Raw genomic sequence first — 26,519 nt, 5'->3', positions numbered from 1 at the left:
TTCTAGCTGCTACGAATGGTGCTGGCCCCGACGCTACGGGTGCCGTCCTGCTGCTGACGACCCGCCACGCCGCGTGTCGCCGATCACGGCGCAGATCGTGTCGCCGCCGCGCCCGAGCAGCGCGCGGTCACCCCTGCGGTCGGATGATGCCGTTGTCCGGCGCGGACACGTCGTACTCGACCTTCGAGCCCTTGTCACGTGCCGCGTGGTCCTGCACCAGGGCGGCCAAGAGCGTCGCCTTCGCCGCGGACTCGTCCGGGCTCCCCCACACCACGCTCGACCCGTCGCTCATCGTGAGGGTCACGTCGTCCGACGTCGACGCCGCGATGCCGGACACCTGGTCACGCACACTGGCGGGCATCGCCAGCACGACCTCGGTCATCGTGCGGAACACCGTGCTGCCGAGCGCCGCCCGACCGATGTCCGCCACCGGCATGCCGTCCGGCCGCTTCGTCGTCGACTGCACGACGATGCCGGCCGGGTCGACCAGGTCGAACGTCTTCCCGGACTGCACCGCGACGACCGGGGTCCGCTCGGTGACCGTGACGACCAGGGTGTGCGGCGGCTCCTCCTCGGTCACGTAGCTCTCGATCAGCGGGAAGCCCGCGATGCGCTGCTGCACCTCGTCGAGGTCGATGCGGGCGAGTGGCGTGCCGATCTGACCCGACAGTGCCGCACGGACCTGCGCGGCATCGACCCGGTCGGTGCCCTTCACCTCGATGGTCTGCAAGGCCATCAACGGCGAGAACACCGCGACGAGGATCGACACCACGAGGACGACGACGACACCGCCCGCCGTGATCCACGCCGCGCGTCGGTGCCGGGAGCGGCGGGTGAACCGACGGACCTCGGCGCGCTCGAGCAGTCGGCGACGCTTGCGGGCGACACGGGCCTCGCGAGCGGTCTCGGCAGCGCGGACGCGGGCACCGATCGGGGTCTCGTGCGGCACGTGGGTGGACACCGGGGCGTCGATCACGTCGGTGCGGGTACCGGCACCCGGACGGGAGGAACGACCCGGCTCCGTCACGTCGGCACCCGTCGCGGCGGCACCCGGCGTGCCGACGGGCGCGGCATCGTGTCCGGTCAAGCGTCGGTCCAGCGGCACCGGAGCGGTCAGGCGGTCGTCCGGCGTGTGGTCGTCCGCCGTCAGGTCGACCGCCGGGAGGTCCGGCAGCAGCGCGTCGAGCCCGTCGGGGTGGACGTCCGACCTGGGGGTGGACGCGGCCACGTCGTCGCGGGGAACCGGTGTGCGCGAGGCACGCCGGGCCTCCCGGGCGCCGCTCAGCGCCGACCGGAAGCCGCCGCCGCGAGCCGGACGTCCGCCCCCGGCCACGCCGTCACGACCGTCCGGGCCGGTGGACCGCTCGTCGGCCCCGCCCCGGTCGTCGAAGCCCTCGGGGCGCTTCACCGGCCTGCGGCTCCGGCGTCGTCGGAGGTCTGCAGGGCCGTCAGGACCTGCGGGATGATCCGGTACACGTCACCGCAGCTCAGGGTCATGATGATGTCGCCCTCCCGGGCGACCGCAGCCGCACGGGCCGAGGCCTCGGACCAGTCGGGCAGGTAGTCGACGCGGGCCTGGTCGGCGAAGCGCTCCTGCACCAGGGCGCCGGTGACGCCGGGCTCCGGGTCCTCGCGCGCGCCGTAGACGTCGAGCACCACCGTGTGGTCGGCCAGTTCCTCGTAGACCTTCGCGAAGTCGGCTGCCATCAACCGCGTCCGCGAGTACAGGTGCGGCTGGTGGATCGCGATGATCCGGCCCGCGCCGACCACGTCACGGGCGGCGTGCAGGGCCGCGGCGACCTCGGTCGGGTGGTGGGCGTAGTCGTCGTACACCGAGACGCCGCGCTCGACGCCGTGCAGCTCGAACCTGCGCTCGGTGCCACCGAACGCCTCGATGCCACGGACCGCGTCGGCCGGCTCGACACCGAGCCCGACGAGCACCGCGAAGGCGCCGACGGCGTTGACGGCGTTGTGCCGACCGGGTACACGGAGGGCGATGTGGTGGGTCGCGCCGCCCCAGCGGAGATCGACCGTCACCCCCGCCCCCTCGGTCACGCGCTCGATGCGGACGTCGGCTCCCTCGGCCTCGCCGAAGGTGACGATCTCCGGAGCGTCGGGACGGGCACGGATGCCCTCGGTGACACGGACCGCGCCGGCGTCGTCACTCGAGACGACGACACGTTCGCGGGCCTTCGCGGCGAACTCGACGAACGCGTCGATGAAGGCCTGCTCGCTGCCGTAGTGGTCCAGGTGGTCGGGGTCGACGTTCGTGATGAGCGCGATCGCGACGTCGTAGAGCAGGAACGAGCCGTCGGACTCGTCCGCCTCGACGACGAACAGCTCGCTGCTGCCCGGTGCCGAACTCGTGCCGAGCGACTGGATGACGCCGCCGTTGACGAAGCTCGGGTCCAGGCCCAGCTCGACGAGCGCGGTGACGACCATGCCCGTCGAGGTGGTCTTGCCGTGCGCACCCGCGACCGCGACCAGGCGGTGCTCGGAGATCAGCGCGGCCAGGGCCTGCGACCGGTGCAGCACCGGCAGCCCGCGCCGTTGCGCCTCGAGGAGCTCGGGGTTGTCCGGCCACAGCGCACTGGTGACGACGATCGTGTCGGCGTCACCGACGTTCGCGGCGTCGTGCCCGATCCGGACCTCGGCACCGAGCTCGCGCATCCGGCCGGTCGTCGCGGTCTCGCGGGAGTCGCTACCGGTGACGCGGTGACCGGCGGCCAGGAACATCCGCGCGATGCCGCTCATGCCGGACCCGCCGATGCCGACGAAGTGCACCGTGCCCAGGTCGTCGGGGATCGGCTGGGTGAGGTCCGGCTTGATGGTCATGCTTCCTCCGTGGTGCTGCTGGTGCGGCGTCGCCTGCTGGTGCGGGCGGCGCTGAGGACGAGTTCCGTCATCCGGTCGGCTCCGTCGCGGTGTCCGACACTGCCGGAGCGGACGGCCATGTCCGCGATGCCGGCACGGTCCTCCAGGATCGTCAGCAACTGCAACGTGATCCAGTCCGGCGTGAATTCCTGGTCGGCCACGAGCACCGCTCCCCCGGCGGCGACCACGTCGCGGGCGTTGTACCGCTGCTCGCCGTTGCCGACCGGGTACGGCACCAGGACGCTCGGCAGTCCGACCGCGGTGAGCTCGCAGACCATGCCGGCACCGGAGCGCGAGACGACGAAGTCCGCCGCGGCGTACGCCAGGTCCATCCGGTCGCAGTACGGCAGCACGTGGTACCCGTCCAGGTCGCTCGGGCCGATGTCCGACGCGGCACCGACGACGTGCAGGATCTGCCAGCCCGCACCGAGGATCGTCGCCGCAGCCTGGTTGACGGTGCGGTTGATGCTCCGCGCACCCGACGAGCCACCCGTGACGAGAAGCACCGGGCGGTCCGGGTCGAGGCCGAACTCGGCGAAGCCCGCCGCACGCTCGGCGCGACGGTCGAGCCGCTCGATCTCCCGGCGCAGGGGCATGCCGACGACCCGGGAGTGCGGCAGCCTGGTGTTCGAGAAGGTCACACCGACGTGGCTCGTCAGGACGGCGGCCATCCGGTTCGCCAGCCCCGGCTTGGCGTTCTGCTCGTGCACGACGATCGGCGTGCCGGTCCGCTTCGCCGCGACGTACGCCGGTGCCGCCGCGTACCCACCGACGCCGAGCACGACGGCGATCTCGCGCTCGCGGATGATCTGTTCGGTGCGCCGCACCGCCGACCAGAAGGCACCCGGGAACCGCAGCGCGGCGCCGTTCACCTTCCGCGGGAACGGCAAGCGCGGGATCGTCACGAGTTCGTACCCGCGCATCGGCACGAGCCGGGACTCGAGCCCCTCGGCGGTGCCGAGGACCAGGACCTCGTCCTCCGGGGACCGCTGGGTCAGTCGGTCGGCGACCGCGAGCAGCGGGTTCACGTGGCCAGCGGTCCCGCCGCCGGCGAAGAGGAAGCGGCTCACCGCAGGGCTCCGTTCCGTGTCCCGGGTTCCGGGACGGTGGTGCCGCGCACACTGCCACCGGAGCGGCTGGGCAGGTCACGTGCGAAGGACAGCACGACTCCGATGGCGACGAGCGTCATGATGAGCGCCGAACCACCGGCTGAGATGAGTGGGAGCGGCACACCGAGCACCGGCAGGAGCCCCAGCACGACCGCGATGTTGACGAGCGCCTGCCCGATCACCCAGGCGAGGACGCCGCCGGTGACGGTGCGGACGAAGGGGTCCGGGGACAGGCGGATGACCCGGATCATGCCGATCGCCAGGACGACGAACAGGGCCAGCACGACGACCGCACCGATCAGCCCGAGTTCCTCGCCGACGATCGCGAAGATGTAGTCGTTGTCCGCCTCGGGCAACCACGACCACTTGAGCTTCGAGTTGCCGAGACCGACGCCGAACACCCCGCCGGACGCCAGCGCCCACATGCCGTGGACGGGCTGCCAGCAGAGGTCCTGCGCCTGGTTCGAGTCGGTGCAGCCGGAGAGCCACGCGCTGATGCGGGACTGCCGCGAGCTGGAGGCCGTGGTCACGATCGGCAGCATGACCGCGATCGCCACGACCCCCACCGCGAGGTGCCGCAGGCGGACACCACCGACGAACAGGCTGCCGAAGACCAGGATCATCATGATCATGGCCGTGCCCTGGTCGCCGCCGACCAGGACGAGCCCGATCGAGACGGCGGTCGCGAGCCCGACGGGGATGAAGACCTCACGCCAGTCGTGCAGCTTCTCGCGCTTGCGGAACAGCACCGCGCCGATGCCGAGCACCAGGGCGAGCTTGAGGATCTCGGACGGCTGGGCGGTGAACCCGCCGATGCCGATCCAGTTCCGGTTGCCCTGTACCGAGATGCCGATCGGGCTGAACACCAGCAGCTGCAGGACGAGCCCGGCAAGGAGGATGCGCATCGCCCAGCGGCGCCAGAACTCGGCGGAGAGCCGACTGACCACGAGCATCAACGGCACGCCGATGAGCGCGTACAGGCCCTGCTTCGCGAAGGCGCCGAAGAAGCCGTGCTTGTAGCGGTACTCCTCCACGCTCGACGACGACAGGACCATCACGACGCCGAAGACGACGAGGAAGAGCGTGACGCCGAGGATCGTGTAGAACGTGGTGGACTCGGCCACGAAGACGTTCTTGACGGCCACGACCGCGCCGTTCGAGCGACGGCGGGCGCCGTCCACCCCGGAACTCACACGGGCGCCGGCTGCGGCTCCCGCTGCTCCGGCACGGGCTCGGGCACTACGGCCGTTCGCCGGCAGATCCGTCGGTGTCGCCATCGGCGTCGCCTCCCAGGTGCTCGTGGACCGCTGCCGCGAAACGTTCGCCCCGGTCGGCGTAGGAACCGAACTGGTCGAAGGACGCGGCGGCCGGGGCGAGGAGGACCGTGTCGCCCGGCCTCGCGACCGATGCGGCATGCCGGACCGCCTCGGGCATGACCTGTCCAGTGTCCAGCGCTTCCACCTGCAGCAGCGGGACCGTCGGCGCGTGTCGTGCGAATGCCTCCAGGACGGGGGCGCGGTCGGTGCCGATCACGACGACGCCTCGGACCCCGGGCCCGAAGCGCTCCACCAGGCCGTCGATGTCGACGCCCTTGAAGAGCCCGCCGACGATCCACACCACGGAGTCGAACGCCGACAGCGAGGCGGTGGCGGCGTGCGGGTTCGTCGCCTTCGAGTCGTCGACCCAGGCGATGCCGCCGGCGGTGGCGACGGACTCGGTGCGGTGGTGGTCCGAGCGGAAGGCCTGCACGGCGGAGCGGATCGCGCTCGGCGGGACGGACCCGGCGCGGGCGAGCGCCGCGGCGGCCAGCACGTTGGCGGTCATGTGCGGGCTGTCGAGCCCGGCGGTCTCGAGGTCCGCGACGGTCGCGAGCTCGAGCGCGCTGTTCCGGCGGTCCTCGGTGAAGGCGCGGTCGCAGAGCACGTCCTCGACGACCCCGACGTCACCGGGGGCCGGCACGCCGAGCGAGAAGCCGACCGCGCGGCAGCCCTCGACGACGTCGGCGTCCTCCACCATGCGGCGGGTCACGTCGTCGGCGGTGTTGTAGACGCAGGCCATCACCGTGCGCTCGTAGACCTTCGCCTTCGCCGCGCGGTAGGCCTGGGCCGACCCGTGCCACTCCAGGTGGTCGTCGGCGATGTTGAGGCACGCCGAGGCGAGCGGCACGACGGCACCGGGGCCCTCGGAGGCCATCGAGTGCAGCTGGTGGCTGGACAGCTCGACGACGAGGACGTCGAAGCCCTCCGGGTCGCGGACCACGTCGAGCACCGGGACGCCGATGTTGCCGCAGGCCACGGCGCGCAGTCCGGTGGCGGCGTACATCGCCGTGGTCAGCTGCGTGGTGGTGGTCTTGCCGTTCGTCCCGGTGATCGTCACCCACGGAGCGGCGACCGGGCCCTTCACGACCTTGTCGCGGACACGCCAGGCGAGCTCGATGTCGCCCCAGACCGCGCCGTGCTCGTGCGCCCAGACGACGGTGGGGTTGTGCGGCGGCAGGCCCGGCGACACGACGACCAGGTCGGGTGCCTGCTCGACGAGTTCCGCGGGCACCGTGTCGAGCGGCGTCTGCACGAAGCGCGCGCCGATGACGTCCAGCAGTTCGACGCTGTCGGCGGGGGCGTCGGTCGAGTAGACGACGACGTCGCTGCCGAGCTCGGCGAGGGTGTCCGCCACCGAGAACCCGGTGGCACCGAGGCCGAGCACGGCGACCCGCAGCCCCTTCCAGCCCTCGGAGTGCCAGCTGTCGAGACCGTTCAGGCGTTCGCTCATTGGACTCGTGCGATCCATTCCAGGTAGAACAGTCCGACCCCGGCCGCGACGCAGAGCCCCGCGATGATCCAGAACCGGACGACGACGGTGACCTCGGCCCAGCCCTTGAGCTCGAAGTGGTGGTGCAGGGGGCTCATCCGGAAGATGCGCTTGCCGTGCGTGATCTTGAAGTACGCCCGCTGCAGGATGACCGAGCCGGTGACGATGAAGAACAGGCCGCCGATCAGGATGAGCAGCAGCTCGGTGCGGCTGAGGATCGCCAGGCCGGCCAGCGCGCCGCCGAGCCCGAGGGAGCCGGTGTCGCCGAGGAAGATCTGCGCCGGCGACGTGTTGTACCAGAGGAAGCCGATCAGGCCACCGCAGACCGCGGCCGCGACGACCGCCAGGTCGAGCGGATCCGTGACGGTGTAGCAGGCGTGCTTCGTGCTCTCGTCGATCCGGGCGCCGCCACAGATCTGGTTCGACTGCCAGAACCCGATGATGACGTAGGACCCGATCGCCAGGATGCTCGATCCGGTCGCCAGGCCGTCGAGCCCGTCGGCGACGTTGACGCCGTTCGAGGTCGACACCGTGAGCAGCACGATCCACGCCAGGAACAGGATCGTGCCGATGACCGTGCCGAGGGCCATGAAGTCGAGCCACGGGACGTCCCGGATCGCCGAGATCATGGTCGATGCCGGCGGCTTGCCGCTGTCCGCCGGGACGACGAGCGCGATGGTGGCGAAGACCACACCGACGATGACCTGTCCGAGCACCTTCGCCCAGCCGCCGAGCCCGAGACTCCGCTGGCGGCGGACCTTGAGGAAGTCGTCGACGAAGCCGACGACACCGAGCCCGACCATGAGGAACAGGACGAGCAGCCCGGACAGCGTCAGCGGGTCCCGACCGACCAGGTGTCCGACGAAGTAGCCGAGCACCGCGCCGAGGATCAGGACGATGCCGCCCATGGTGGCGGTGCCACGCTTCGTGTGGTGCGACTGCGGACCGTCGTCACGGATGAACTGCCCCCACCCGAGTCGGTGGAACAGCTTGATGAACAGCGGCGTGAGCAGCAGTGTGAACACCAGCGACACAGCGCCGGCGACGAGGAGCGCGATCATTCGGGGACACCTCCGAGGCGGTCGCCGAGGAACCGCAGCCCGGCCGACTTCGAGGACTTGACCAGGACGACGTCACCCGGACGCACGAGTTCCTGGAGGGCACGGACGGCGTCGTCGACGTCCTCGATGAACACGGACTCGCCGTCCCACGATCCCTCGAGGGTGGCGGCCTGGTGGATGGGCATGGCACCGCGGCCGACGACCACGAGCTGTCCGATGCCGAGGCGCACGACGAGTCGACCGATCGTGTCGTGCTCCTCCACCGAGAACTCCCCGAGCTCGGCCATCTCGCCGAGGACGGCGACGGTGCGCTCCCCCGGTCGGACGACCTGCGCGAGCGTCCGCAGTGCGGCGGCGGTCGAGTCGGGTGAGGCGTTGTAGGCGTCGTTGATGACGGTGACCCCGTCCGGGCCCTGCAGCAACTCCATGCGCCAGCGCTCGGCACGCGTCATCGACGCGAGGGCCTCGGCACCGTCGGCGAGCGGCACACCCCAGAGGTGCGCCACCGTCAGGGCGGCGGCCGCGTTCATCGCGTGGTGCTCGCCGAGGATGGCGAGGCGGACGTCGACGGTCTCGAGGACGTCGGACGGGCCTCCCGTCACGTCGTCGGGTGTCGGCGCGGTGTCACCGACGGGAGGCGCGGTGAGCGTGAAGCGGGTGCCCTCGCGGTCCGTGGTGACACCGCTGATGCGGTAGTCCGCCGCGGCGGACGTGCCGAAGCCGACCACGCGGGCGTCCGTGCGCTCGCGCATCCGCGCCACGCGGTCGTCGTCGACGTTGAGGAGTGCGGTCGCGGTGGCCGGGAGGTCGGTGACCATCTCGGACTTGGCGCGCTCGGTGGCCTCGATCCCGCCGAACTCGCCGGCGTGGGCGAGACCGACCTTCAGCACGACACCGACGTCCGGCTCGGCGATGCGGACGAGCTTCGCGATGTGGCCGATGCCGCTCGCGCCCATCTCGACGACCAGGAACCGGGTGTCCGTCGTGATGCGGAGCATCGAGACCGGGGCGCCGACGTGGTTGTTGAACGAGCCCTCCGGCGCGACGGTCTCACCGGCGCGGGACAGGATCGTGCGGAGCATGTTCTTCGTGCTCGTCTTGCCGTTCGAGCCGGTGATCCCGACCACGCGGAGTGACCCGCCGGCGCGGACGCGCGCGACGACCTCGTGCGCCAGGGCGGCCAGTGCGGCGTACCCGTCGGCGACGACGATCTGGGCGGTGGCGGAGTCGGCGGGCAGGTCGACGGCACGCTCGGTGACCACCAGTGCGGCACCGGCGGCGGCGGCGGACGGCACGAAGCGGTGTCCGTCCGTCTCCTCGCCGAGCAGGGCGAAGAAGACGCTGCCGGGGGCGACGAGCCGGGAGTCCGTCTCCACCGAGCCGTCGACGCTGGAGTCGGCGGCACCGTGGACGAGCTCGCCGTCGACCGCGGCGGCGATCTCGGCGAGGGTCAGCGCGATCATCGGGCGTCCTCCGCCGGGCCGGAGTTCGGTTCCCAGCCGGCTTCGCGGAGTGCGGCGCGGGCTTCGTCACGTGCCGAGTACGGCGTCCGCACGCCCTGGATGTCACGGTAGTCCTGGTGGCCGGGGCCGGCCCAGAGGATCGAGTCCCCCTCGCCGACCAGGGCGACCGCGGCGCGGATGGCGGCCTCGGGCGGGCTCACCTCGTGGATCTCGTGCTCCGGGTACGCGGCGCGGGCGGCATCGACCAGGGTCTTCCGGATCGACGCGGCGTCCTCGAACCGCGGGTGGTGGTCGGTGACGACGAGGATGTCGGACCCCTCGGCGGCCACCCGGGCCATGTCCGCACGCTTCGTCGTGTCGCGGTCGCCGTCGGCGCCGAACAGCATGACGACCTTGCCGGGCGTGAACTGGCGCACCGCGGCGAGGGTGTTGAGGAAGGCGTCCGGACTGTGCCCGAAGTCGACGTAGACGCTCGGGCCGGAGTTGCCGGAGACGCGCTCCGTGCGACCGGGCAGGTAGCACTCGATGGCGCTGACGACGGTGCCGTCCCGCTCGTCGGCGTAGGTGCGGTGGTTGGTCTCGAGCGCGTGCGCGATCGCCCCGAGCTCGAACCCGCCCTCGACGAGCATGACGATGGCGAGGGCGGCGTTGGCCGCCATGTGCCACCCGATCAGCGGGACGCGGGTGATCAGCTCGCGGCCCTCCGGTCCGGTCAGGCGGAACTCGGTGTACGCGGCGTGGGCCTCGACGATGTCGACGTGCCACTCGGCCTCGACCTCGGGGTGCACGGTGATGGTGGTCACCGGGATCCGGCAGTCCTGGACGACGCGGTGGCCCCAGTCGGTGTCGAGCGAGACGACACCGCGCCGGCCGTGCTCGGGCTGGAACAGCGGCAGCTTCGCCTGGAAGTACTCCTCCATGTCGGCGTAGTCGTCGAGGTGGTCGTGGCTGAGGTTCGTGAACGCCACGACGTCGAAGACGATGCCGTCGACGCGGTGCCGGCTGAGGGCCTGGGCGCTGACCTCGACGGCCACGGCGCGGACCTCGCTCTCGCGCATCCGGGCGAGGAGCGCGTGCATCTCGCTGGCCTCGGGCGTGGTGAGACGGCTGGTGACGCTGAGCGAACCGATGTGGCGCTCGGCGGTCGAGCTCAGACCGGTGACCAGGCCGAGCTGCCTGAGGATGCCTTCGAGGATGTACGAGGTGCTCGTCTTGCCGTTCGTCCCGGTGACGGCGAAGAGCTGCGGGAGCTCGGCCTCGTCCGGGTTCGTGCGGTACACCCACGCGGAGACGTCCCCGAGCGCTGCCCGGGGGTCGTCGACGACCAGGACCGGCAGGCCGGACGGCTCGGCGACCGCCACGCCGTCGGCATCGGTCAGCACCGCGACAGCACCGCGCTCGGCGGCGTCAGCGGCGAACTCTGCGCCGTGGCGGTTCGCGCCGTGGACGCCGACGAACAGGTCACCGGGCTGCACCTCGGCGGCACTGAGGGTGACGCCGGTCGTCTCGACGCCGTCGAGCGACCCGACGACCCGGAGCCCGAAGGCGTTCGCGAGTTCGGCGACCGGCCGCGGGGTCGGGTGTTCGGGCCGGAGGACCGGGGGGATCCGTGCTGACAAGTGCTCCTTCTTCCTCACCACGTGGACGGGTCGGCCTACCAGGTCGACGGGTAGGTCCGTGCCTGGGTCGTGGAGGGGGCGACTCGGTACTTCTCGAGCACCTGGGACATGAGTGTGCGGAACGCCGGAGCCGCTCCGCTCGACCACTTGGTGGTCTGCGGCTTCGTGAACGTCACCGTGACAACATACTGGGGGTCTTCGGCGGGGGCCATTCCGGCCACCGAGATGATGCGATCCGCGCCGTAGCCCTTCGCACCGTCGGCGACCTCGGCCGTTCCGGTCTTCGCGGCGATGTTGTAGCCCGAGATCGGCTTCATGCCGACCAGGGTGCCGCCGGTCACGACGCTCTGCAGCATGTCGACCGTCTGGGTCGCCGCGGCGGCCGACACGACACGCTTGCTCTGCACGTCGGGCGCGTCGATGGTCGTGCCGTCCTCGGTCTGGCAGCCCTTCACCATGTGCAGCGGGATCCGCACACCCTGGTTCGCGAGCGTCTGGTAGACGCTCGAGATCTGCATGGCCGTGGTCGAGATGCCCTGGCCGAACATCGAGTTGATGTCGGTCTGCTTGTCCCACTGCGGGCTCGCGCCGTAGTCCATCGTCGGCTGGCCCGGGTAGTCGATCGCCGGCTCGGGCTCGAACAGGCCGAACTCGCGCATCACGTCGTAGCGCTGCTGGGGGGTCAGCTTCGAGCCGAGCTCCGTGATGCCCACGTTCGAGGAGTCCCGGAGGATGCCGGTGAGCGTGAGGTTCTCGGTGGGGTGGAACTCGGAGTCGTGGATGGTGCCGCCCCAGGGGAACGTCCGCGAGTACGGCACGACGGCCTGGGTCGTCGGGCTCGCCAGCCCCTTGTCGATGAGGGCGGCGGCGATCGCGGCCTTGATCGTCGAACCGGGCTCGTAGGCGGCGGTCAGGGCGCGGGAGCCGTAGGCGCCCGGGTCCTTCGTCGCGTCGACGTCGTTCGGGTCGACCGTCGGGTAGTCGGCGACGGCCAGGACCTCGCCGGTCTTCGCGTTCACCACGGTGGCGGTGGCGGACTCGGCCCTGAGCTGCTGCGCGGCGTCGGCGATGTCCTGCGACGCCATGTACTGCAGGTCGCTGTCGATCGTGGTGACGAGCGTGCCGCCGTCCTTCGCGCGCTTCTGCGTCACGGTGCTGCCCGGCAGCTGCACGCCGTCCTCACCGCGCTCGTACGTCTCGGAGCCGTTCGTGCCGGCCAGGCACTTCTGGTACGCCAGCTCGAGGCCGGCCTGGGCACCGTCGGTCCCCATGAAGCCGGTCACGTTGCCGGTGGCGGCCCCGGTCGGGTAGGACCGTGCGGCCTGCTGCTCCGGGTAGAGCCACGGCACCTGGAGGGCGCGGACGGCCTCGTAGTGCGCGACGTCGATCCCCTTGACCAGGTAGGCGAAGTCGGACTTCGGGTCGGCCGCGATGTTCGCCTGCATCGTGGCGACCTCACCGCCGGAGGCCTTCGCGATCGCGCTGAGCGCCTGGTCGACCGAGATCTCCTTGACGCGGGTCCCGCCGAGCTTGCCGTCGAAGGCCTTCACCAGTCGCGGCGACGTCGTGATGTTGTACCGGACCACGCTCTCTGCCAGGGCCGTGCCGTCGCGGTCGACGATCGTGCCGCGGGTGCCGTAGAGCGTCACCGGGATGCTGCGCTTCGACTCGGCGGCCTTCGACAGCTCGTCGGCCTGCACGACCTGGATGTCGACCAGTCGGACCACGAACACCGCGACGAGCGCGATCACGGCGATCATCACGACGCTGTAGCGCAGTCGTCGGTTGCGGAGCGTCTTCGTCACGAGCGGCCTTCCCGGGGTGGTGCTGAGCCCTCGGTCACCGGGTCGTGGGTGCCTGGAGCTGGTTCGCGTCGGACTCTACGGAGGACTTGGTCGAACCCTGGTCCGACGCGCTGGACGCCCCGGCCTTCCCAGTGTCGGCGGGGGCCGTCGCAGCCACCGCACCAGCGGCCGGAGCAGTCGTGCTGTTCTCCTTGCTCGTCGCGGTGTCGCCCTGCTTCGCGGCGAGCGGCACGTCGCCGAGCAGGGAGTTCGGGACCTGGTTCGCGGTGTTGCCGGTCGCCTCTTCCGGTGTCGCCGGCGTCGGCGTGCCGTAGACGGTGCCGGTCTTCGGGTCGAGGTACACCGGCGTCGAGTTCGCGATCATGCCGAGGGCCTGCGCGTTGCGGGCCAGGTTCTGCGGCGACTCGAGCACCTTGAGCCCCTCGGACAGGGACGCCTGGGTCCGCGTGAGTCCGGTCTGCTCGGTCTTCAACGAGCTGAGTGTGTAGGCGCCCTGGCTGAGCCCCATGCTGATGCCGAGCTGGGCCAGGAGCAGCAGCCCGAGCGCGGCGATCGCGACGATGGCGTAGGCCACCCGCGGTCGGGCACGGCGCTGCGCCTTGGTCGGGGTGACCTCGACGAGCTCCGGGCGCTTCCGCTCGGGTCGGACGTGGTCCGGACGCGGCGCGCGCGACGGGGCGACGGCAGGGTCGACGAGTGCGAGGTTCGTGCTCATGTCACTTCCGGATCCGCTCGGCCGCGCGCAGGCGCACGGGGGTAGCTCGGGGGTTGGCGGCGCGCTCGGCCTCGTCGGCCTGCTCGGCGCCCTTGACGACCAGGGCGAAGGTCGGTGCGTGCTCGGGGAGCTCCACCGGCAGGTCCGCCGGGGCGCTGGAGGTGGTCCGTTCGACGAGGGCGCGCTTCACGATGCGGTCCTCGAGCGACTGGTAGGACTCGACGACCAGGCGGCCGCCGACCCGGATGCGGTCGAGCGCGGCGGGGATCGCCCGCTCGAGGACGCTGAGTTCGGTGTTGACCTCGATCCGGAGCGCCTGGAACACCCGCTTCGCCGGGTGCCCCTGCCGCTGGATCGCGACCGGGGTGGCGTCGTGCAGCACCTGGACGAGGTCGCCGGACATCGTGAACGGGCGCTCGGCCCGGCGTTCGACGATCGCCTTCGCGTACCGGCCGGCGAGCTTCTCCTCGCCGTAGCGCTGGAAGATCCGGCGCAGCTCGCGCTCGTCGTAGTCGGCGAGGACCTCGGCGGCGGTGATGCCCTGCGTCCGATCCATGCGCATGTCGAGCGGGGCGTCCTGGCTGTAGGCGAAGCCGCGCTCGGCACGGTCGAGCTGCAGCGACGAGACGCCGAGGTCGAAGAGCACACCGTCGACCGCGTCGATGCCGAGGCCGTCGAGCGCCTCCGGCAGTTCGTCGTACACGGTGTGCACGAGGCGCACGCGGTCGCCGAAGCGGGCGAGCCGCTCCCCCGCGATGCCGAGGGCGTCCGTGTCGCGGTCGAGCCCGACGAGCGTGAGCTCCGGGAATCGCTCGAGCAGGCCCGCCGAGTGCCCGCCCATGCCGAGCGTCGCGTCGACGACGACCTTGCCCGGGCCGTCGAGCGTCGGCGTGAAGAGGTCGACGATCCGCTCGAGCATCACGGGGGTGTGCGGGAACTTCTCCGGTGCTGCCATGTGCGCCCCTGGACTCCTGGGCCGTGGGTCCGGATCCCCATCCATGCGACCTGACACCGGGGAAGGTGTGTCAGGGCGGACGGCTGGGAGTCTCGATCCACGGATCAGAAGATCCCCGGGATCACCTCCTCGTCGTTCTCGGCGAAGGCCTCTTCGGTCTCCGCGTAGTAGGCCTCCCACGCGCTGGTCGACCAGATCTCGGCGCGGTCACCGCTGCCGATGACCGTCAGGTCCCGCTCGAGCCCCGCGTACTCGCGGAGGTTCTGCGGGATCGTGACGCGGTTCTGCTTGTCGGGTTGTTCGGCGCTCGCTCCGGAGAGGAACAGGCGCATGTAGTCACGGGTCCGCTTCGACGTCATCGGCGCCTGGCGGATCCGCTCGTGGAGTTCCTCGAAGGTCCTGGCGCTGAAGACGACCACGCACCGTTCCTGGCCGCGGGTCATGACGAGACCGCCGGAGAGTTCGTCCCGGAACTTGGCGGGCAGGATCACGCGACCCTTCTCGTCGAGCTTCGGGGCATGGGTACCGAGCAGCACTCGGGGCCTCCCCTCAGCTCCACCGGTCTTCGTCTCGCCCCACGCTACTCCACTTCCCTCCACTTCGCTGCTCTCGCGCCCCACTCTCAGGCTCCGACACCCCTACTGGGGGCACCCGCGCGCGGCTGCACCCCGCCCGATCCGCGCAACCACGCGCCTCCCGTCCGAGTGGAGCGCAGTGGAGGGATCCGGGCGCGCAGAACACCGGTGTTCGTCCAACACGCCGCGTCATGCGGCGGCGTCGAAGACGAACACCGGTGTTGCGCAGCCAGCAAGGTCTGCGGGAGCACGAAAAAACGGGGCCGGCCTGGGAAGGCCGACCCCGTGGAGGGATGTGGAGGAGCTAGTCCTGCTGGTTGCGCTTGTCCCAGCGCTCGTTCATCCGGTCGATGAAGGAGCCGCCGGAGGATCCGCGAGCCGGTCGCGCTCCGGTCCGGGCGGAGCGCGCGGACGCGGCACGCGCTGGACGGGCCGTCGGGGTCCGACCACCCGGGCGGAGGGCGAAGAGCACCCCGGCCAACATCACGACGAAACCGAGCACACCGATCAGGGGCTGCTTGATGACGAGCCCGAGGACGATCACACCGACGCCGACGAGGCCGATCAGGACACCGATCGTGATCGCGGTGTACGTCGGACGGCCCTGGCGGCGGGTGACGCGCGCCACGAAGTCGGAGTCGTTCTGGTAGAGGCTCCGCTCCATCTCTTCGAGGAGGCGCTGCTCTTGCTCCGAGAGTGGCATCTTGGTTCCCTCTGGTTCCTGGGATCGACGCGGTGGAAGGGGTGGATCGATCTTACGACCGGACCACCCACTAAGGTAAGGACCGTGGCTGAGAGTACGCGATTAGTGGACCTCGTCTCGGCGCGGATCGATCGGGCTCTCGACGAGCAGCGCGACCGCCTCGCGGCGATCAGTCCCGACCTGGTCTCCTTCGACACGTTCGCCCGGGACCTGCTGTCCGGGGGGAAGCGCTTCCGGGCACTGTTCTGCTACTGGGGTTGGCAGTCCGTGGCGGGCCGTTCGGGCTCGTTCGACCCGCTGTCGGAAGGCGCCCGACAGACCACGGCCGAGGCGATCGTCACCGCCGCCGCCGCGCTCGAGGTCTTCCACGCCGCAGCACTGGTGCACGACGACATCATGGACCGTTCGGACACCCGTCGCGGGCGTCCGGCAGCGCACCGCCGTTTCGAGTCGCAGCACGCCGACTCCGGCTGGGTGGGCGACCGCGCGCTCTACGGCACGAACGCCGCACTGCTCCTCGGCGACATGCTGCTCTCACTCAGCGACTCCCTCTTCGACGAGGCCCTCGCGCTGCTCGACCCGGTGCGCGCGCGGATCGTCCGCCAGGAGTTCCACACGATGCGGCTCGACGTGACCGCGGGTCAGTACCTCGACATCCACGAGGAGACCGCCTGGCCGACGGTCGACGACGCCGAACAGCTCGTCCGGGCGCAGCGGGTGATCGTCTTCAAGTCCGCGAAGTACTCGGTCGAGGCACCGCTGCTCATCGGCGCGCTCATCGCGGGCGCCAGCGAGAGCCAGCTCGACGGCCTCCGGTCGTTCGGACTCCCCCTCGGCGTGGCGTACCAGCTGCGCGACGACATGCTCGGCGTGTTCGGAGACCCCGAGGTCACGGGCAAGCCCGCCGGTGACGACCTCCGCGAGGGCAAGCGCACCGTGCTCGTCGCGACCGCCCGCAAGTCCCTCCCGGTCGGCGCGCGCCAGCTGCTCGACGAGCTGCTCGGCGACCCGGACCTCGACGACGACCAGGTGCAGATGCTCCGTGCGACCCTCACCGACTCGGGTGCGGTCAGTGCGGTCGAACGTTCCATCGAGCGGCACGTCCAGCGGGCGAAGGCCGCGCTCGACGCGTCGCCGCTGACGCCGTCGGCGCGCGAACAGCTCGCGTCGCTCGCGGACACGGTCAGCCGCCGCTCCGCCTGATCGGGCGCGACCCCGGACGGACGGGAGGCCCGACACCAGCTGGTGTCGAACCTCCCGTCCGTCGGTCGGTCGCGTCGGCCGGTGCTACAGCAGCGACTGCGCGGCGCGCCGAACCTCGGCCTTGCGGTTCGCCCGGAGCGCGGCGATCGGCGTCGTCCCCATCGCGTCGTCCTCGGTGAGCATCCACCGGACGGCCTCGTCGTCGGTGAGCCCGTTGTCGCCGAGGACGATCAGGGTGCCGCGCAGCGAGGGCAGCGGTTCGGTGTCGTCGAGGAACTCGCTCGGGACGCGGAGGACGCCGTCCACGCGGGCGGGCAGCAGGGTCCGCTCCTCGAACAGACGATGGACGCGGCCGGGGCTCACCCCCAGGAGGTCGACCAGGTCGGGCACGGTCAACCAGCGTTCGGACAGGGCGTCGTCTCCGGGAAGGGCAGCACTCACGGGTCCCATCGTGCCAGAGCCGGGCGGACCCGCGCAGCACCTTGGCGCGCGAGCCCGTGGAGCACGCCCGATCCGGGTCGATCGAGTCACATCAGTCACAGAAGTCACACCAGTCACGAGCACAACTTCCGGCGCTCTGGTTGACTTGGGAATCACAGCATGTCAGCGTGTGGTCACCTGGGTGTGCCGTGTGTGCGCACACGGCCGACAGACCAACCCCGTACCGACGACGTGCGCCAGACAGGAGAACGACCGTGGACAGGGACACGACCCCCGACGAGGCAGCCCGACGCCTCCGATCGTCGCGCTTCGCGACGATGCCGATCGTCCTCGCCGGCACGATCGCGGTGACAGCCGGCCTGACCGGACCGATCGCCCACCTCGAGCAGCGCCACGACGACGAGTCCGGCCGCCGACACGTCGACGAGGACCGGGACCTCGGTTCCGGGCCGGTCTTCGCCACCGCGGTCGCCCGCCAGCAGAAGCCGGTGGTAAGCACCGTCGCCGCCACGCGCTCCGCGGCCCCCACGACCTACACCGTGCGCCAGGGGGACACCGTCTCCGGCATCGCCGCACGGTACGGCCTGTCGGCGCAGGAGATCCTGGTCCGCAACGGCCTCGGCTGGAACACGATCATCCACGCCGGACAGACCCTCCGGCTCGCCTCGACCCCGGTCGGCGGAGCGGTCACGTCGACCGCCACGACCGCGAGCTACCACGTCAAGCAGGGCGACACCGTCTCCGGCATCGCGGCGAAGGTCGGCGTCTCCACCGCCGCGCTCCTCACCGCCAACGAGCTCTCGCAGCGCAGCGTGATCTACCCCGGTCAGTCCCTGCGCGTCCCGGCCGGACGGTCGAGTGCCACGAAGACCGCCACCACCGCCGGGCCGTCGGCAGCCAGTGGCGCGCCCACCACGACCGCCACCGTGCGTCGCGCCGGCTCGGTCACCATCGGCAACGGCGACACCATCGTCTCGGTCGCCACCACGCACGGGGTCTCGGTCTCGTCGCTCCTCGCGGCGAACGGCCTGACCTACACGAGCACGATCTACGCCGGCAGCACGCTCGTCCTGCCCTCGAGCGGCCCGTCGCTCTCCACCGAGCAGCGCACCAACGCCGCCACCATCGTCCGCGTCGGCCGCTCACTCGGCGTCTCGGACCGGGGCCTCGTCATCGCGCTGGCCACCGCGATGCAGGAGTCGAACCTCCGGAACCTCGCACACGGCGACCGGGACTCCGTCGGCCTGTTCCAGCAGCGTCCGAGCCAGGGCTGGGGCACGCCGGGCCAGCTCCAGGACACCGTGTACGCGTCCGAGCTCTTCTTCGGCGGCTCGCGCAACCCGAACCCCGGCGTCACCGCCGGTCTGCTCGACATCCCGGGCTGGTCGTCGATGAGCGTGACCGAGGCGGCGCAGGCCGTCCAGCGGTCCGCGTACCCGAAGGCCTACGCCCAGTGGGAGCAGTCGGCCCACGCCTGGCTCCGCTCGCTCTGACCTCCGGTCGATCCGCAGCGCCGGGTCATCCCTCCGGTCGAGATCGTGTAACGACCGGTGCGCCGGTGCCGGTCCTCCCCGTCCGGATTCGTAGAATGCCGCAGATGACCACGAACGCCGCCACGGACCCGATGATCGGTCGCATGATCGATCAGCGGTACCGCGTCCGCTCCCGCATCGCGCGCGGCGGCATGGCGACGGTGTACCTGGCGACCGACGTCCGGCTGGAGCGCCGGGTCGCGGTGAAGATCATGCACGGGCACCTGGCGGACGACCAGGCGTTCCGGGAGCGCTTCATCCAGGAGGCCCGCTCCGCCGCCCGCCTGTCCCACCCGAACCTCGTCGGCGTCTACGACCAGGGCGCCGAGGACGACTGCGTCTACATCGTCATGGAGTACATCCCGGGCATCACGCTCCGGGACCTGCTGCACGAACACCGCGCGCTGACGCCCGAGCAGGCGACGGACATCCTCCGCGCCGTGCTCGCCGGCCTGGCCTCGGCCCACCGCGCCGGCATCGTGCACCGCGACCTCAAGCCGGAGAACGTCCTGCTCGCCGACGACGGGCGCATCAAGCTCGGCGACTTCGGGCTGGCCCGGGCCACCACCGCGAACACCGCGACCGGCGCCGCACTGCTCGGCACGATCGCGTACCTCTCCCCCGAGCTCGTCACCCGCGGCGCCGCCGACTCGCGCAGCGACATCTACGCGCTCGGCATCATGCTCTACGAGATGCTCACCGGCGAGCAGCCCTACAAGGGCGAGCAGCCGATGCAGATCGCCTACCAGCACGCGAACGACACGGTCCCCGCGCCGAGCGCGGCACGGCCGGGTGTCCCCGCCGAGCTCGACGACCTCGTCCTGTGGGCCACCGCCCGGGACCCGCGCGACCGTCCCCTCGACGCCCGCGAGATGCTCGACCACATGGCCGGCGCACAGCAGCGCGCGACCGGGCAGTACCGGACCGCCGTGCTCCGCCCCGAGAACGCGACCGCGATCCTCCCGTCCGGTGGCAGTCCCGGAGCCGCGGCCTTCGGGGACGACGTCGAGGACGCCAGCGAGCACGACACCACGGTCCTGGACCGTCGGGGCACGCAGGAGACGCCGTCGCGCCCCCGCAACCGCAACGCACCCGGGCCGCGCCGCACCGGCGCGGTGACCGCGACCCTGTCGCCGGCCGGACAGCGCTTGGCCGACAAGTCCGCCAAGCGGCGGAGGCGCGGCTGGATCGCCCTGGTCATCGTGCTCGTCCTGGCCGTCGTCGGTGCCGGGATCGCCGCCTGGTACGGCCCCGGGCCGGGCGGCAACGTCCGGATCCCCGCCGTCGCGGGCAAGACCGTCTCGCAGGTCCGCCAGGCACTCGTGTCGAACGGTCTCCGTTCCGCCGAGGCCACCACGAGCCGTCCCGACCTGCAGGTGGCCGCCGGCCTGGTCACCGCGACCCAGCCGCCCGCCGACCGCGAGGTCCGGAAGGGCACCGCGATCCGCATCGTCGTGTCGAGCGGCCCGCGGATGATCAGCCTGCCGACGATCGTCGGGCAGTCCGTCTCCACCGCCCGCGCGGCGCTCGACGACGACTTCGACCTCCAGGACCCGCAGTACCGGTTCTCCGCCGACGTCCCCACCGACACCGTGATCGCCGCGACCGGACGCGACAGCTCGGGCTCGGTCGACCTCACCACCGTCGAGCAGTACCCGGAGCGCGGCCCGGTCACGCTCACCGTCTCGCTCGGCGCGGTCCCGGACGTCACCGGCGAGACCGTCGCCGACGCGACCGCCACGCTGCAGGGCGTCGGCCTGGTGCTCGGCAGTCAGACACAGCAGTTCAGCGAGACGGCACCGGCCGGCCAGGTCATCTCCGCCGCCCCCGCCGACGACCCTGTCGTCAAGGGCACGGCCATCGACGTCGTCGTGTCGAAGGGGCCCGCGCCGATCACGATGCCGAGGGACCTCGAGGGGAAGACCATCGACGAGGCGACCGCGACCCTGCAGGCTCTCGGGCTGAAGGTCAGCTACCCGGACTGCACGAACATCCTCTGCGGGTTCTACGACTGGAAGAGCAAGCTGCCGGTCACGACCACGAACCCGGGCGCCGGGGCCACGGTCCACAAGGGCGACACGATCGCCCTCTCCTACGACCAGTAGGGCCCGCTGCGCGTCACGGCCCGACGACGGACGGGAGGCCCGACACCGGACCGGTGTCGGGCCTCCCGTCCTGCAGGCGGTCCAGCGGTCAACTGCGGGTGACCGACGGGTGCGAGCGGAGCTCCTCGGCCACCAGGAAGGCGAGCTCGAGGGACTGCATGTGGTTCAGCCGCGGGTCGCAGAGCGACTCGTAGCGGGTGGCCAGGGTGGCCTCGTCGATGTGCTCCGAGCCGCCGAGGCACTCGGTGACGTCGTCGCCCGTGAGCTCGACGTGCATGCCGCCCGGGTACGTGCCGACCGCGCGGTGGACCTCGAAGAAGCCGAGGACCTCGTCCACGACGTCGTCGAAACGGCGCGTCTTGTAGCCGTTCGGGGTCGTCAGGCCGTTGCCGTGCATCGGGTCCGTGACCCACAACGGGGTGGCGTCCATGCCCTTCACCGCTTCGAGCAGCTTGGGCAGCTCGTCGCGGATCTTGCCGGCTCCCATACGCGTGATGAAGGTGAGGCGGCCCGGCTCGCGCTCGGGGTCGAGCTTCTCGATGAGGGCTTCCATGTCGGCGACCGTCGTGGTCGGGCCGAGCTTCACGCCGATCGGGTTCCGCACGCGGGACAGGAAGTCGACGTGGGCGCCGTCGAGGTCACGCGTGCGCTCCCCGATCCAGATGAAGTGGCCGGACGTGTCGTAGGGCTGGCCGGAGCGCGAGTCGATCCGGGTCATCGGGCGCTCGTAGTCCATGAGCAGGCCCTCGTGCGAGGCGTAGAACTCGACGTGCTTGAGCGCTTCGAAGTCGGCACCGCAGGCGGCCATGAACTGGATCGCGCGGTCGATCTCGGCGGCCAGGTTCTCGTAGCGGGCGTTCGCCGGGTTGGCGGCGAAGCCCTTGTTCCACGAGTGCACCTGCCGCAGGTCCGCGAAGCCGCCCTGGGTGAACGCGCGCACCAGGTTCAGGGTCGACGCGGCCGTGTGGTACCCCTGCACCAGTCGACGCGGGTCCGCCTGGCGGGACTCCGGCGTGAAGTCGTAGCCGTTGACGATGTCACCGCGGTACGCCGGCAGCGTGACGTCCCCGCGGGTCTCGAGGTCGCTCGACCGGGGCTTGGCGAACTGGCCCGCCATCCGGCCCATCTTGATGACCGGCGTCGACGCACCGTAGGTGAGGACGACCGCCATCTGCAGGATCGTCTTGACGCGGTCGCGGATCGAGTCGGCGGTGGCACCGGCGAAGGTCTCGGCGCAGTCACCCCCCTGCAGCAGGAACGCCCGTCCGGACGCCGCGGCGGCCAGGCGGTCGCGGAGCTGGTCCACTTCCCCCGCGAAGACGAGCGGCGGCAGCGTGGCGATCTCGGCCGAGGCGGCTTCGGCGGCCGCGGGGTCCGGCCACGTCGGCTGCTGCTTGATCGGGAGCGTGCGCCAGTGGTCGAGGCCCGCGATCAGGTCCGGATCCTGCAGGGTGAGGGAGTCGATCGACTCGGACAAGGCTGCACCTCGGTGTTCTGGTTCGCGCACGGCCGTCGGCGGGCCGACGGCGTCCCGACGGATGCGGGACCGTCCGAGCCTACCGTCCGGCGGTGGTGCGACGCTCGCGCATGACGCTCTCGCGGGCCGTGGTGGCCCGCTCCTTGACGCTCGTCGCGTAGACGTCCTCGTACTCCTGCCGGCTCAGCCCGCGGAGCTCGTGCATGATCTCGTCCGTGACGCTCCGCAGGATGAAGCGGTCGGTCTCCAGGCCCTCGAAGCGCGAGAAGTCGAGCGGCTTGCCGAAGACGACGCCGACCCGCTTGAACTTCGGGAACTTCTGGCCGATCTGCTGGACCTCGCGCGTGCCGACCATGGCGACGGGGACCACCACGACCCGGCCCTCCAGGACCATCCGAGCGATGCCGGTGCGGCCACGGTAGAGCTTGCCGTCCGGGCTGCGGGTGCCCTCGGGGTAGATGCCAAGCTGCTCGCCGCGGGCCAGGACCTGCAGGCCGGTGCGGAGCGAGGCCTCGGACGCCTTGCCACCGGAGCGGTCGATCGGCAGCTGTCCGATCGCGTTGAAGAACGTCTTCGTCGCCCAGCCCTTGAGGCCACGCCCGGTGAAGTAGTCGCTCTTCGCCAGGAACGACATCCGGCGGTCGAGCACGGCCGGCAGGATCACCGAGTCGATGAACGACACGTGGTTCGACGCGAAGATGACCGGGCCGGAGGCCGGGACGTTCTCACGTCCGATCACCCACGGCCGGAACAGGGTCAGGATGAGCGGGCCGAGCACGAAGTTCTTCAGCAGCCAGTAGAGCATCATCGACTCCGTCGGGTGGGGGTGTCAGGCCGTTCGGGCGTGGATGCGGGCGAGGTCGGCGGCACCGACGACGCCGGCGTCGTTGACGAGCTCGGCGATCACGAAGTCCGGCTCCGGGTGGTAGCCCCGGGCCGGCAGGTTGTTGAGGTACGCCTGCTTGATCGGTTCGAGCAGCCGGTCCCCCGCGCTCGCGACACCGCCGCCGAAGACGAACAGCTGCGGGTCGAGCACGGCCGACAGCGACGCGCAGGCCTCGCCGAGGTGTCGGCCGAGACGCCGGAGGGCCGCGAGGGCACCCGGGTCGTCGGCGAGGATGAGCTCCCCCACGACGGCGCCGTCGAGGTGCCCGCCGTTGGCGTCACGCGCTTCGGCCAGGGCGACACCGATGCCGCCGGCGTCCGCGACGTCGTTCGCCATCCGCTGCAGGGCGCGGCCGGAGCCGTACTGCTCGATGCAGCCGCGGGCACCGCAGCCGCAGGGCAGGCCGTTCGGGACGATCCGCAGGTGGCCGATCTCGCCGCCGGTGCCGAAGCCACCGCGGAACAGCCGGTCCTCCGTCACGATCGCGCCGCCGACACCCGTGCCGATGGTGAGCATGGTCATGTCGGACACGAGCCGTCCGGCGCCGAAGCGGAACTCCGCCCATCCGGCGGCGTTCGCGTCGTTGTCGACGGTGATGTGCAGGTCGCCCAGACGCTCCTGGAGCTTCTGGCGCAGCGGCTCGTTCCGCCAGCGGATGTTCGGCGTGTAGTACACGATCGACTGCGAGGCGTCGATGAAGCCCGGGGCCGCGACCCCCACCGCACCGACCTGGTGCTGGAGTCTGAGGCGCTCGACCATCGACACGACGTCGTCGAGCATGGCAACCGGGTCCGCAGCGTTCGTGGCGACGCGGTCCTCGGCGAGGATCTCGCCGAGCTCCGTGACGACCGCTCCCGCGATCTTGGTGCCCCCGATGTCGATTCCGATGGCATGCACGAACACGGAGCCTACCGGTTCGGCGGCGACTCACCGAACGTCCCGGCAGGCGTCCTATGCTGAGCGCGAGCCGTCTCGAAGATGAGCGGACTCACATCGAACGGGACAACGAGGGAGTTGCCGTGACCGATCAGCGTGCCGACCGCACGACGTCCACCAGCACGGGCGGATCGCCCGCCGCGCACGAGGCAGTACCGGCCGGTGACACCGGCCCGGTCGCCCCCGACCACGGCTCCGCCGCCCGCCTGCTGTCCGACCGCGCACGGCTGACCCCCGCGCGACCGATCCTGGCCGAGCGCACCGGCGACACGTGGACCGGCATCGCCGCCGCGGACGTCCTGGCCCGGGTCCGCGCCATCGCGAAGGGCTTCGTCGCCGCCGGTCTGCAGCCCGGGGCGCACGTCGCGATCCTCTCCCGCACGCGCATGGAGTGGACACTCGTCGACTTCGCGGTGTGGACCGCGGGCCTGGTGTCCGTGCCCGTCTACGAGACGAGCTCCCCGGACCAGATCCGCCACATCCTGTCGGATTCCGAGTCCGTGGCGATCGTCGTCGAGAAAGAGGAGCACGCGCGCCGCGTCGCCGGCATCGCGCCCGCGCTGCCCCACCTCGGGCAGCACTGGACCATCGACGGCGGTGGCCTGGACGACCTGGCTCGCCTCGGTGAGGAGATCGCCGACGATGAGCTCGACGCCCGCACCGCCGCCGTCTCCGGCCGCGACGACGCCACGATCATCTACACCTCGGGCACCACGGGCCGGCCGAAGGGGTGCGTGCTGCGCCACGACAACTTCACCGCCACGGTGGAGGGCTCGACCGAGGCGATGTCCGAGATCGTCGCCGGGGACGCCTCCACGCTGTTGTTCATCCCGATGGCCCACGTCTTCGCACGGTTCATCGCCGCGATGTCGGTCTCGGCGGGCGTCCTGGTCGGCCACGAGCCGGACACGAAGGACCTCATGCGGGCGGTCTCCACCTTCAAGCCGACGTTCCTGCTGGCGGTCCCCCGGGTGTTCGAGAAGATCTACAACTCGGCCGAGCAGAAGGCCGACCTCGGCGGCAAGGGCCGCGTCTTCCGCGCCGCCGCCGCCACCGCCGTCGCGCACTCCGAGGCCGTGGCCGCCGGACGGGTCCCGCTCGGGCTCGCCCTGCGTTTCCGCCTGTTCGACCGGCTCGTCTACAGCAAGCTCCGGGACGCGATCGGCGGCCGTGTCCGCTACGCCATCAGCGGCTCCGCGCCGCTCTCCCCGCGGCTGTCGCACTTCTTCCGCTCGATCGGTGTGCAGATCCTCGAGGGCTACGGGCTCACCGAGACGACCGCCCCCGCGACGGTGAACCGGGCGACCGAGCTCCGGATCGGGTCGGTCGGCCGGGCACTCCCGGGCGTCGAGGTCCGGATCGCGGACGACCAGGAGATCCTGATCCGCGGCGTCGACGTCTTCGACCGCTACTGGCAGAACCCGGAGGCCACCGCCGCCGCCTTCCGCGACGGCTGGTTCCGCACCGGCGACCTCGGTCGGCTGGACGGCGACGGGATCCTGTCCGTCACCGGCCGCGCCAAGGAGCTCATCGTCACCGCGAGCGGCAAGAACGTCGCGCCGGCCCCGCTCGAGGACGCGATCCGCGAGCACCCGATCGTCGGGCAGGTCGTCGTCGTCGGTGAGGGCAAGCCGTTCGTCGCCGCGCTCGTCACGCTGGACCGCGAGATGCTCCCCGGCTGGTGCGAGGCACGCGGCATCACCCCGCCGCTCAGCCCGCAGCAGGCGGCACACGACGAGCGGGTGCAGCAGGCCGTCCAGGAGGCCGTGGACACCGCGAACGGACGGGTGTCCCGTGCCGAGTCGGTCCGGTCCTTCTCGGTCGTCGACGCGGACCTGACCGAGGCCTCCGGACACCTGACGCCGAAGCTCACGATCAAGCGTTCGGTCGTCCTCCGGGACTTCGCCGCGGACATCGAGTACATCTACTCGGGCTCGAAGGTGCAGACCACGGCGACGCCGGTGGTGCAGTCGCGACGGCGGCACTGAGCGCCCGGCACCGGCCGGACCGCCTGGAGGCCCGCCACCCGTCCGTCGGACGGGTGGCGGGCCTCCAGTGCGTGGCCGGTGTGGCCGGTGGCTGACTGACCGACGTCGCGGTCGGGCCGATCAGGCCTGCGGGGCCTCGGGAGCGTCGATCGGGTCGAGGACCGCGGTCGATGCGGTGCTCGTCGAGACCTGCTCGGGGCGGCGGTTGGTGCGGGTGCGGTGCGAGCTGAGCTCGTCGTTCTGGGGTGCCATCGTGCTCGTCCT

Annotated in this window: 22 protein-coding genes; 4 read left to right on the top strand and 18 right to left on the bottom strand. The window is 71.3% G+C overall.

The window, feature by feature from the left end; translation table 11 throughout:
* Window positions 1-127: 127 nt before the first annotated feature.
* The 13 genes from DEJ31_RS09465 to DEJ31_RS09405 all read right to left on the bottom strand — a co-directional run bounded on the left by DEJ31_RS09465 (window position 128) and on the right by DEJ31_RS09405 (window position 15,687).
* Complete coding sequence (locus tag DEJ31_RS09465) at window positions 128-1,408, bottom strand: FtsQ-type POTRA domain-containing protein (protein ID WP_111121739.1); 1,281 nt, start codon at window positions 1,406-1,408, stop codon at window positions 128-130.
* A complete protein-coding gene (gene murC / locus DEJ31_RS09460; protein WP_110903097.1) occupies window positions 1,405-2,835 on the bottom strand; it encodes a UDP-N-acetylmuramate--L-alanine ligase in 1,431 nt (476 codons plus the stop codon). Before murC ends, DEJ31_RS09465 begins: the two co-directional genes overlap by 4 nt.
* Complete coding sequence (gene murG / locus DEJ31_RS09455) at window positions 2,832-3,944, bottom strand: undecaprenyldiphospho-muramoylpentapeptide beta-N-acetylglucosaminyltransferase (protein ID WP_111121738.1); 1,113 nt, start codon at window positions 3,942-3,944, stop codon at window positions 2,832-2,834. Before murG ends, murC begins: the two co-directional genes overlap by 4 nt.
* A complete protein-coding gene (gene ftsW, locus DEJ31_RS09450; protein WP_111121737.1) occupies window positions 3,941-5,260 on the bottom strand; it encodes a putative lipid II flippase FtsW in 1,320 nt (439 codons plus the stop codon). Before ftsW ends, murG begins: the two co-directional genes overlap by 4 nt.
* Entirely contained in the window at window positions 5,223-6,752 is a 1,530-nt protein-coding gene (murD, locus tag DEJ31_RS09445) for a UDP-N-acetylmuramoyl-L-alanine--D-glutamate ligase (protein WP_111121736.1), read from the bottom strand. The genes ftsW and murD overlap by 38 nt, the downstream gene beginning before the upstream one ends.
* Window positions 6,749-7,852, bottom strand: coding sequence for a phospho-N-acetylmuramoyl-pentapeptide-transferase (mraY, locus tag DEJ31_RS09440; protein WP_110903093.1), 1,104 nt, complete (start codon window positions 7,850-7,852; stop codon window positions 6,749-6,751). Before mraY ends, murD begins: the two co-directional genes overlap by 4 nt.
* Window positions 7,849-9,315 carry a UDP-N-acetylmuramoyl-tripeptide--D-alanyl-D-alanine ligase gene (murF, locus tag DEJ31_RS09435; protein WP_111121735.1) on the bottom strand — a complete coding sequence of 489 codons (1,467 nt, stop codon included), beginning with the start codon at window positions 9,313-9,315 and terminating at the stop codon, window positions 7,849-7,851. Before murF ends, mraY begins: the two co-directional genes overlap by 4 nt.
* Complete coding sequence (locus DEJ31_RS09430) at window positions 9,312-10,934, bottom strand: Mur ligase family protein (RefSeq protein WP_110903201.1); 1,623 nt, start codon at window positions 10,932-10,934, stop codon at window positions 9,312-9,314. The genes murF and DEJ31_RS09430 overlap by 4 nt, the downstream gene beginning before the upstream one ends.
* A 35-nt stretch (window positions 10,935-10,969) precedes the next feature.
* Window positions 10,970-12,739 (bottom strand): penicillin-binding protein 2, encoded by a 1,770-nt coding sequence (locus DEJ31_RS09425; protein WP_111121734.1) that lies wholly within the window; start codon window positions 12,737-12,739, stop codon window positions 10,970-10,972.
* Window positions 12,740-12,773: 34 nt separating this feature from the next.
* The gene (locus DEJ31_RS09420; RefSeq protein ID WP_110903090.1) at window positions 12,774-13,454 is read right to left on the bottom strand and encodes a hypothetical protein; all 681 of its coding nucleotides are present in this window, start codon (window positions 13,452-13,454) and stop codon (window positions 12,774-12,776) included.
* A gap of 1 nt (window position 13,455) precedes the next feature.
* Complete coding sequence (gene rsmH, locus DEJ31_RS09415; RefSeq protein WP_110903089.1) at window positions 13,456-14,409, bottom strand: 16S rRNA (cytosine(1402)-N(4))-methyltransferase RsmH; 954 nt, start codon at window positions 14,407-14,409, stop codon at window positions 13,456-13,458.
* 104 nt (window positions 14,410-14,513) lie between these two features.
* A complete protein-coding gene (mraZ, locus tag DEJ31_RS09410) occupies window positions 14,514-14,945 on the bottom strand; it encodes a division/cell wall cluster transcriptional repressor MraZ (RefSeq protein ID WP_110903088.1) in 432 nt (143 codons plus the stop codon).
* Between the two features lie 343 nt (window positions 14,946-15,288).
* Window positions 15,289-15,687 (bottom strand): DUF3040 domain-containing protein, encoded by a 399-nt coding sequence (locus DEJ31_RS09405; protein ID WP_110903087.1) that lies wholly within the window; start codon window positions 15,685-15,687, stop codon window positions 15,289-15,291.
* An 84-nt stretch (window positions 15,688-15,771) separates the two neighbouring features.
* On the opposite strand from DEJ31_RS09405, the gene DEJ31_RS09400 reads away from it, so the two are divergent.
* The gene (locus tag DEJ31_RS09400) at window positions 15,772-16,890 is read left to right on the top strand and encodes a polyprenyl synthetase family protein (RefSeq protein ID WP_110903086.1); all 1,119 of its coding nucleotides are present in this window, start codon (window positions 15,772-15,774) and stop codon (window positions 16,888-16,890) included.
* A gap of 84 nt (window positions 16,891-16,974) precedes the next feature.
* Here DEJ31_RS09400 and DEJ31_RS09395 read toward each other — a convergent pair whose 3' ends face one another.
* Window positions 16,975-17,331: an Rv2175c family DNA-binding protein gene (locus tag DEJ31_RS09395; RefSeq protein ID WP_258366246.1), complete on the bottom strand. Its 357-nt coding sequence runs from the start codon at window positions 17,329-17,331 to the stop codon at window positions 16,975-16,977.
* Between the two features lie 254 nt (window positions 17,332-17,585).
* Here DEJ31_RS09395 and DEJ31_RS09390 point away from each other — a divergent pair, with 254 nt between their 5' ends.
* On the top strand, window positions 17,586-18,824 hold the full coding sequence (locus tag DEJ31_RS09390) for a LysM peptidoglycan-binding domain-containing protein (protein WP_258366245.1): 1,239 nt from the start codon (window positions 17,586-17,588) through the stop codon (window positions 18,822-18,824).
* A gap of 104 nt (window positions 18,825-18,928) precedes the next feature.
* Window positions 18,929-20,968: a Stk1 family PASTA domain-containing Ser/Thr kinase gene (gene pknB, locus DEJ31_RS09385; protein ID WP_111121767.1), complete on the top strand. Its 2,040-nt coding sequence runs from the start codon at window positions 18,929-18,931 to the stop codon at window positions 20,966-20,968.
* An 88-nt stretch (window positions 20,969-21,056) separates the two neighbouring features.
* Here pknB and DEJ31_RS09380 read toward each other — a convergent pair whose 3' ends face one another.
* From DEJ31_RS09380 to DEJ31_RS09370, 3 genes are all read right to left on the bottom strand, one after another.
* Entirely contained in the window at window positions 21,057-22,403 is a 1,347-nt protein-coding gene (locus DEJ31_RS09380) for a class II 3-deoxy-7-phosphoheptulonate synthase (protein WP_110903198.1), read from the bottom strand.
* A 121-nt stretch (window positions 22,404-22,524) separates the two neighbouring features.
* A complete protein-coding gene (locus tag DEJ31_RS09375) occupies window positions 22,525-23,250 on the bottom strand; it encodes a 1-acyl-sn-glycerol-3-phosphate acyltransferase (protein WP_110903197.1) in 726 nt (241 codons plus the stop codon).
* 24 nt (window positions 23,251-23,274) lie between these two features.
* Window positions 23,275-24,228, bottom strand: coding sequence for an ROK family glucokinase (locus DEJ31_RS09370; protein WP_110903196.1), 954 nt, complete (start codon window positions 24,226-24,228; stop codon window positions 23,275-23,277).
* A 122-nt stretch (window positions 24,229-24,350) separates the two neighbouring features.
* On the opposite strand from DEJ31_RS09370, the gene DEJ31_RS09365 reads away from it, so the two are divergent.
* Entirely contained in the window at window positions 24,351-26,255 is a 1,905-nt protein-coding gene (locus tag DEJ31_RS09365) for a long-chain fatty acid--CoA ligase (protein WP_258366244.1), read from the top strand.
* Between the two features lie 120 nt (window positions 26,256-26,375).
* On the opposite strand, the gene DEJ31_RS17595 is transcribed toward DEJ31_RS09365, so the two are convergent.
* Window positions 26,376-26,507: a hypothetical protein gene (locus DEJ31_RS17595; protein WP_258366243.1), complete on the bottom strand. Its 132-nt coding sequence runs from the start codon at window positions 26,505-26,507 to the stop codon at window positions 26,376-26,378.
* Between the last annotated feature and the right edge of the window lie 12 nt (window positions 26,508-26,519).

This window comes from Curtobacterium sp. MCPF17_031, from assembly GCF_003234035.1.
Taxonomy (GTDB): domain Bacteria; phylum Actinomycetota; class Actinomycetes; order Actinomycetales; family Microbacteriaceae; genus Curtobacterium.
This window is presented reverse-complemented; position numbering and strand designations above follow the sequence as displayed.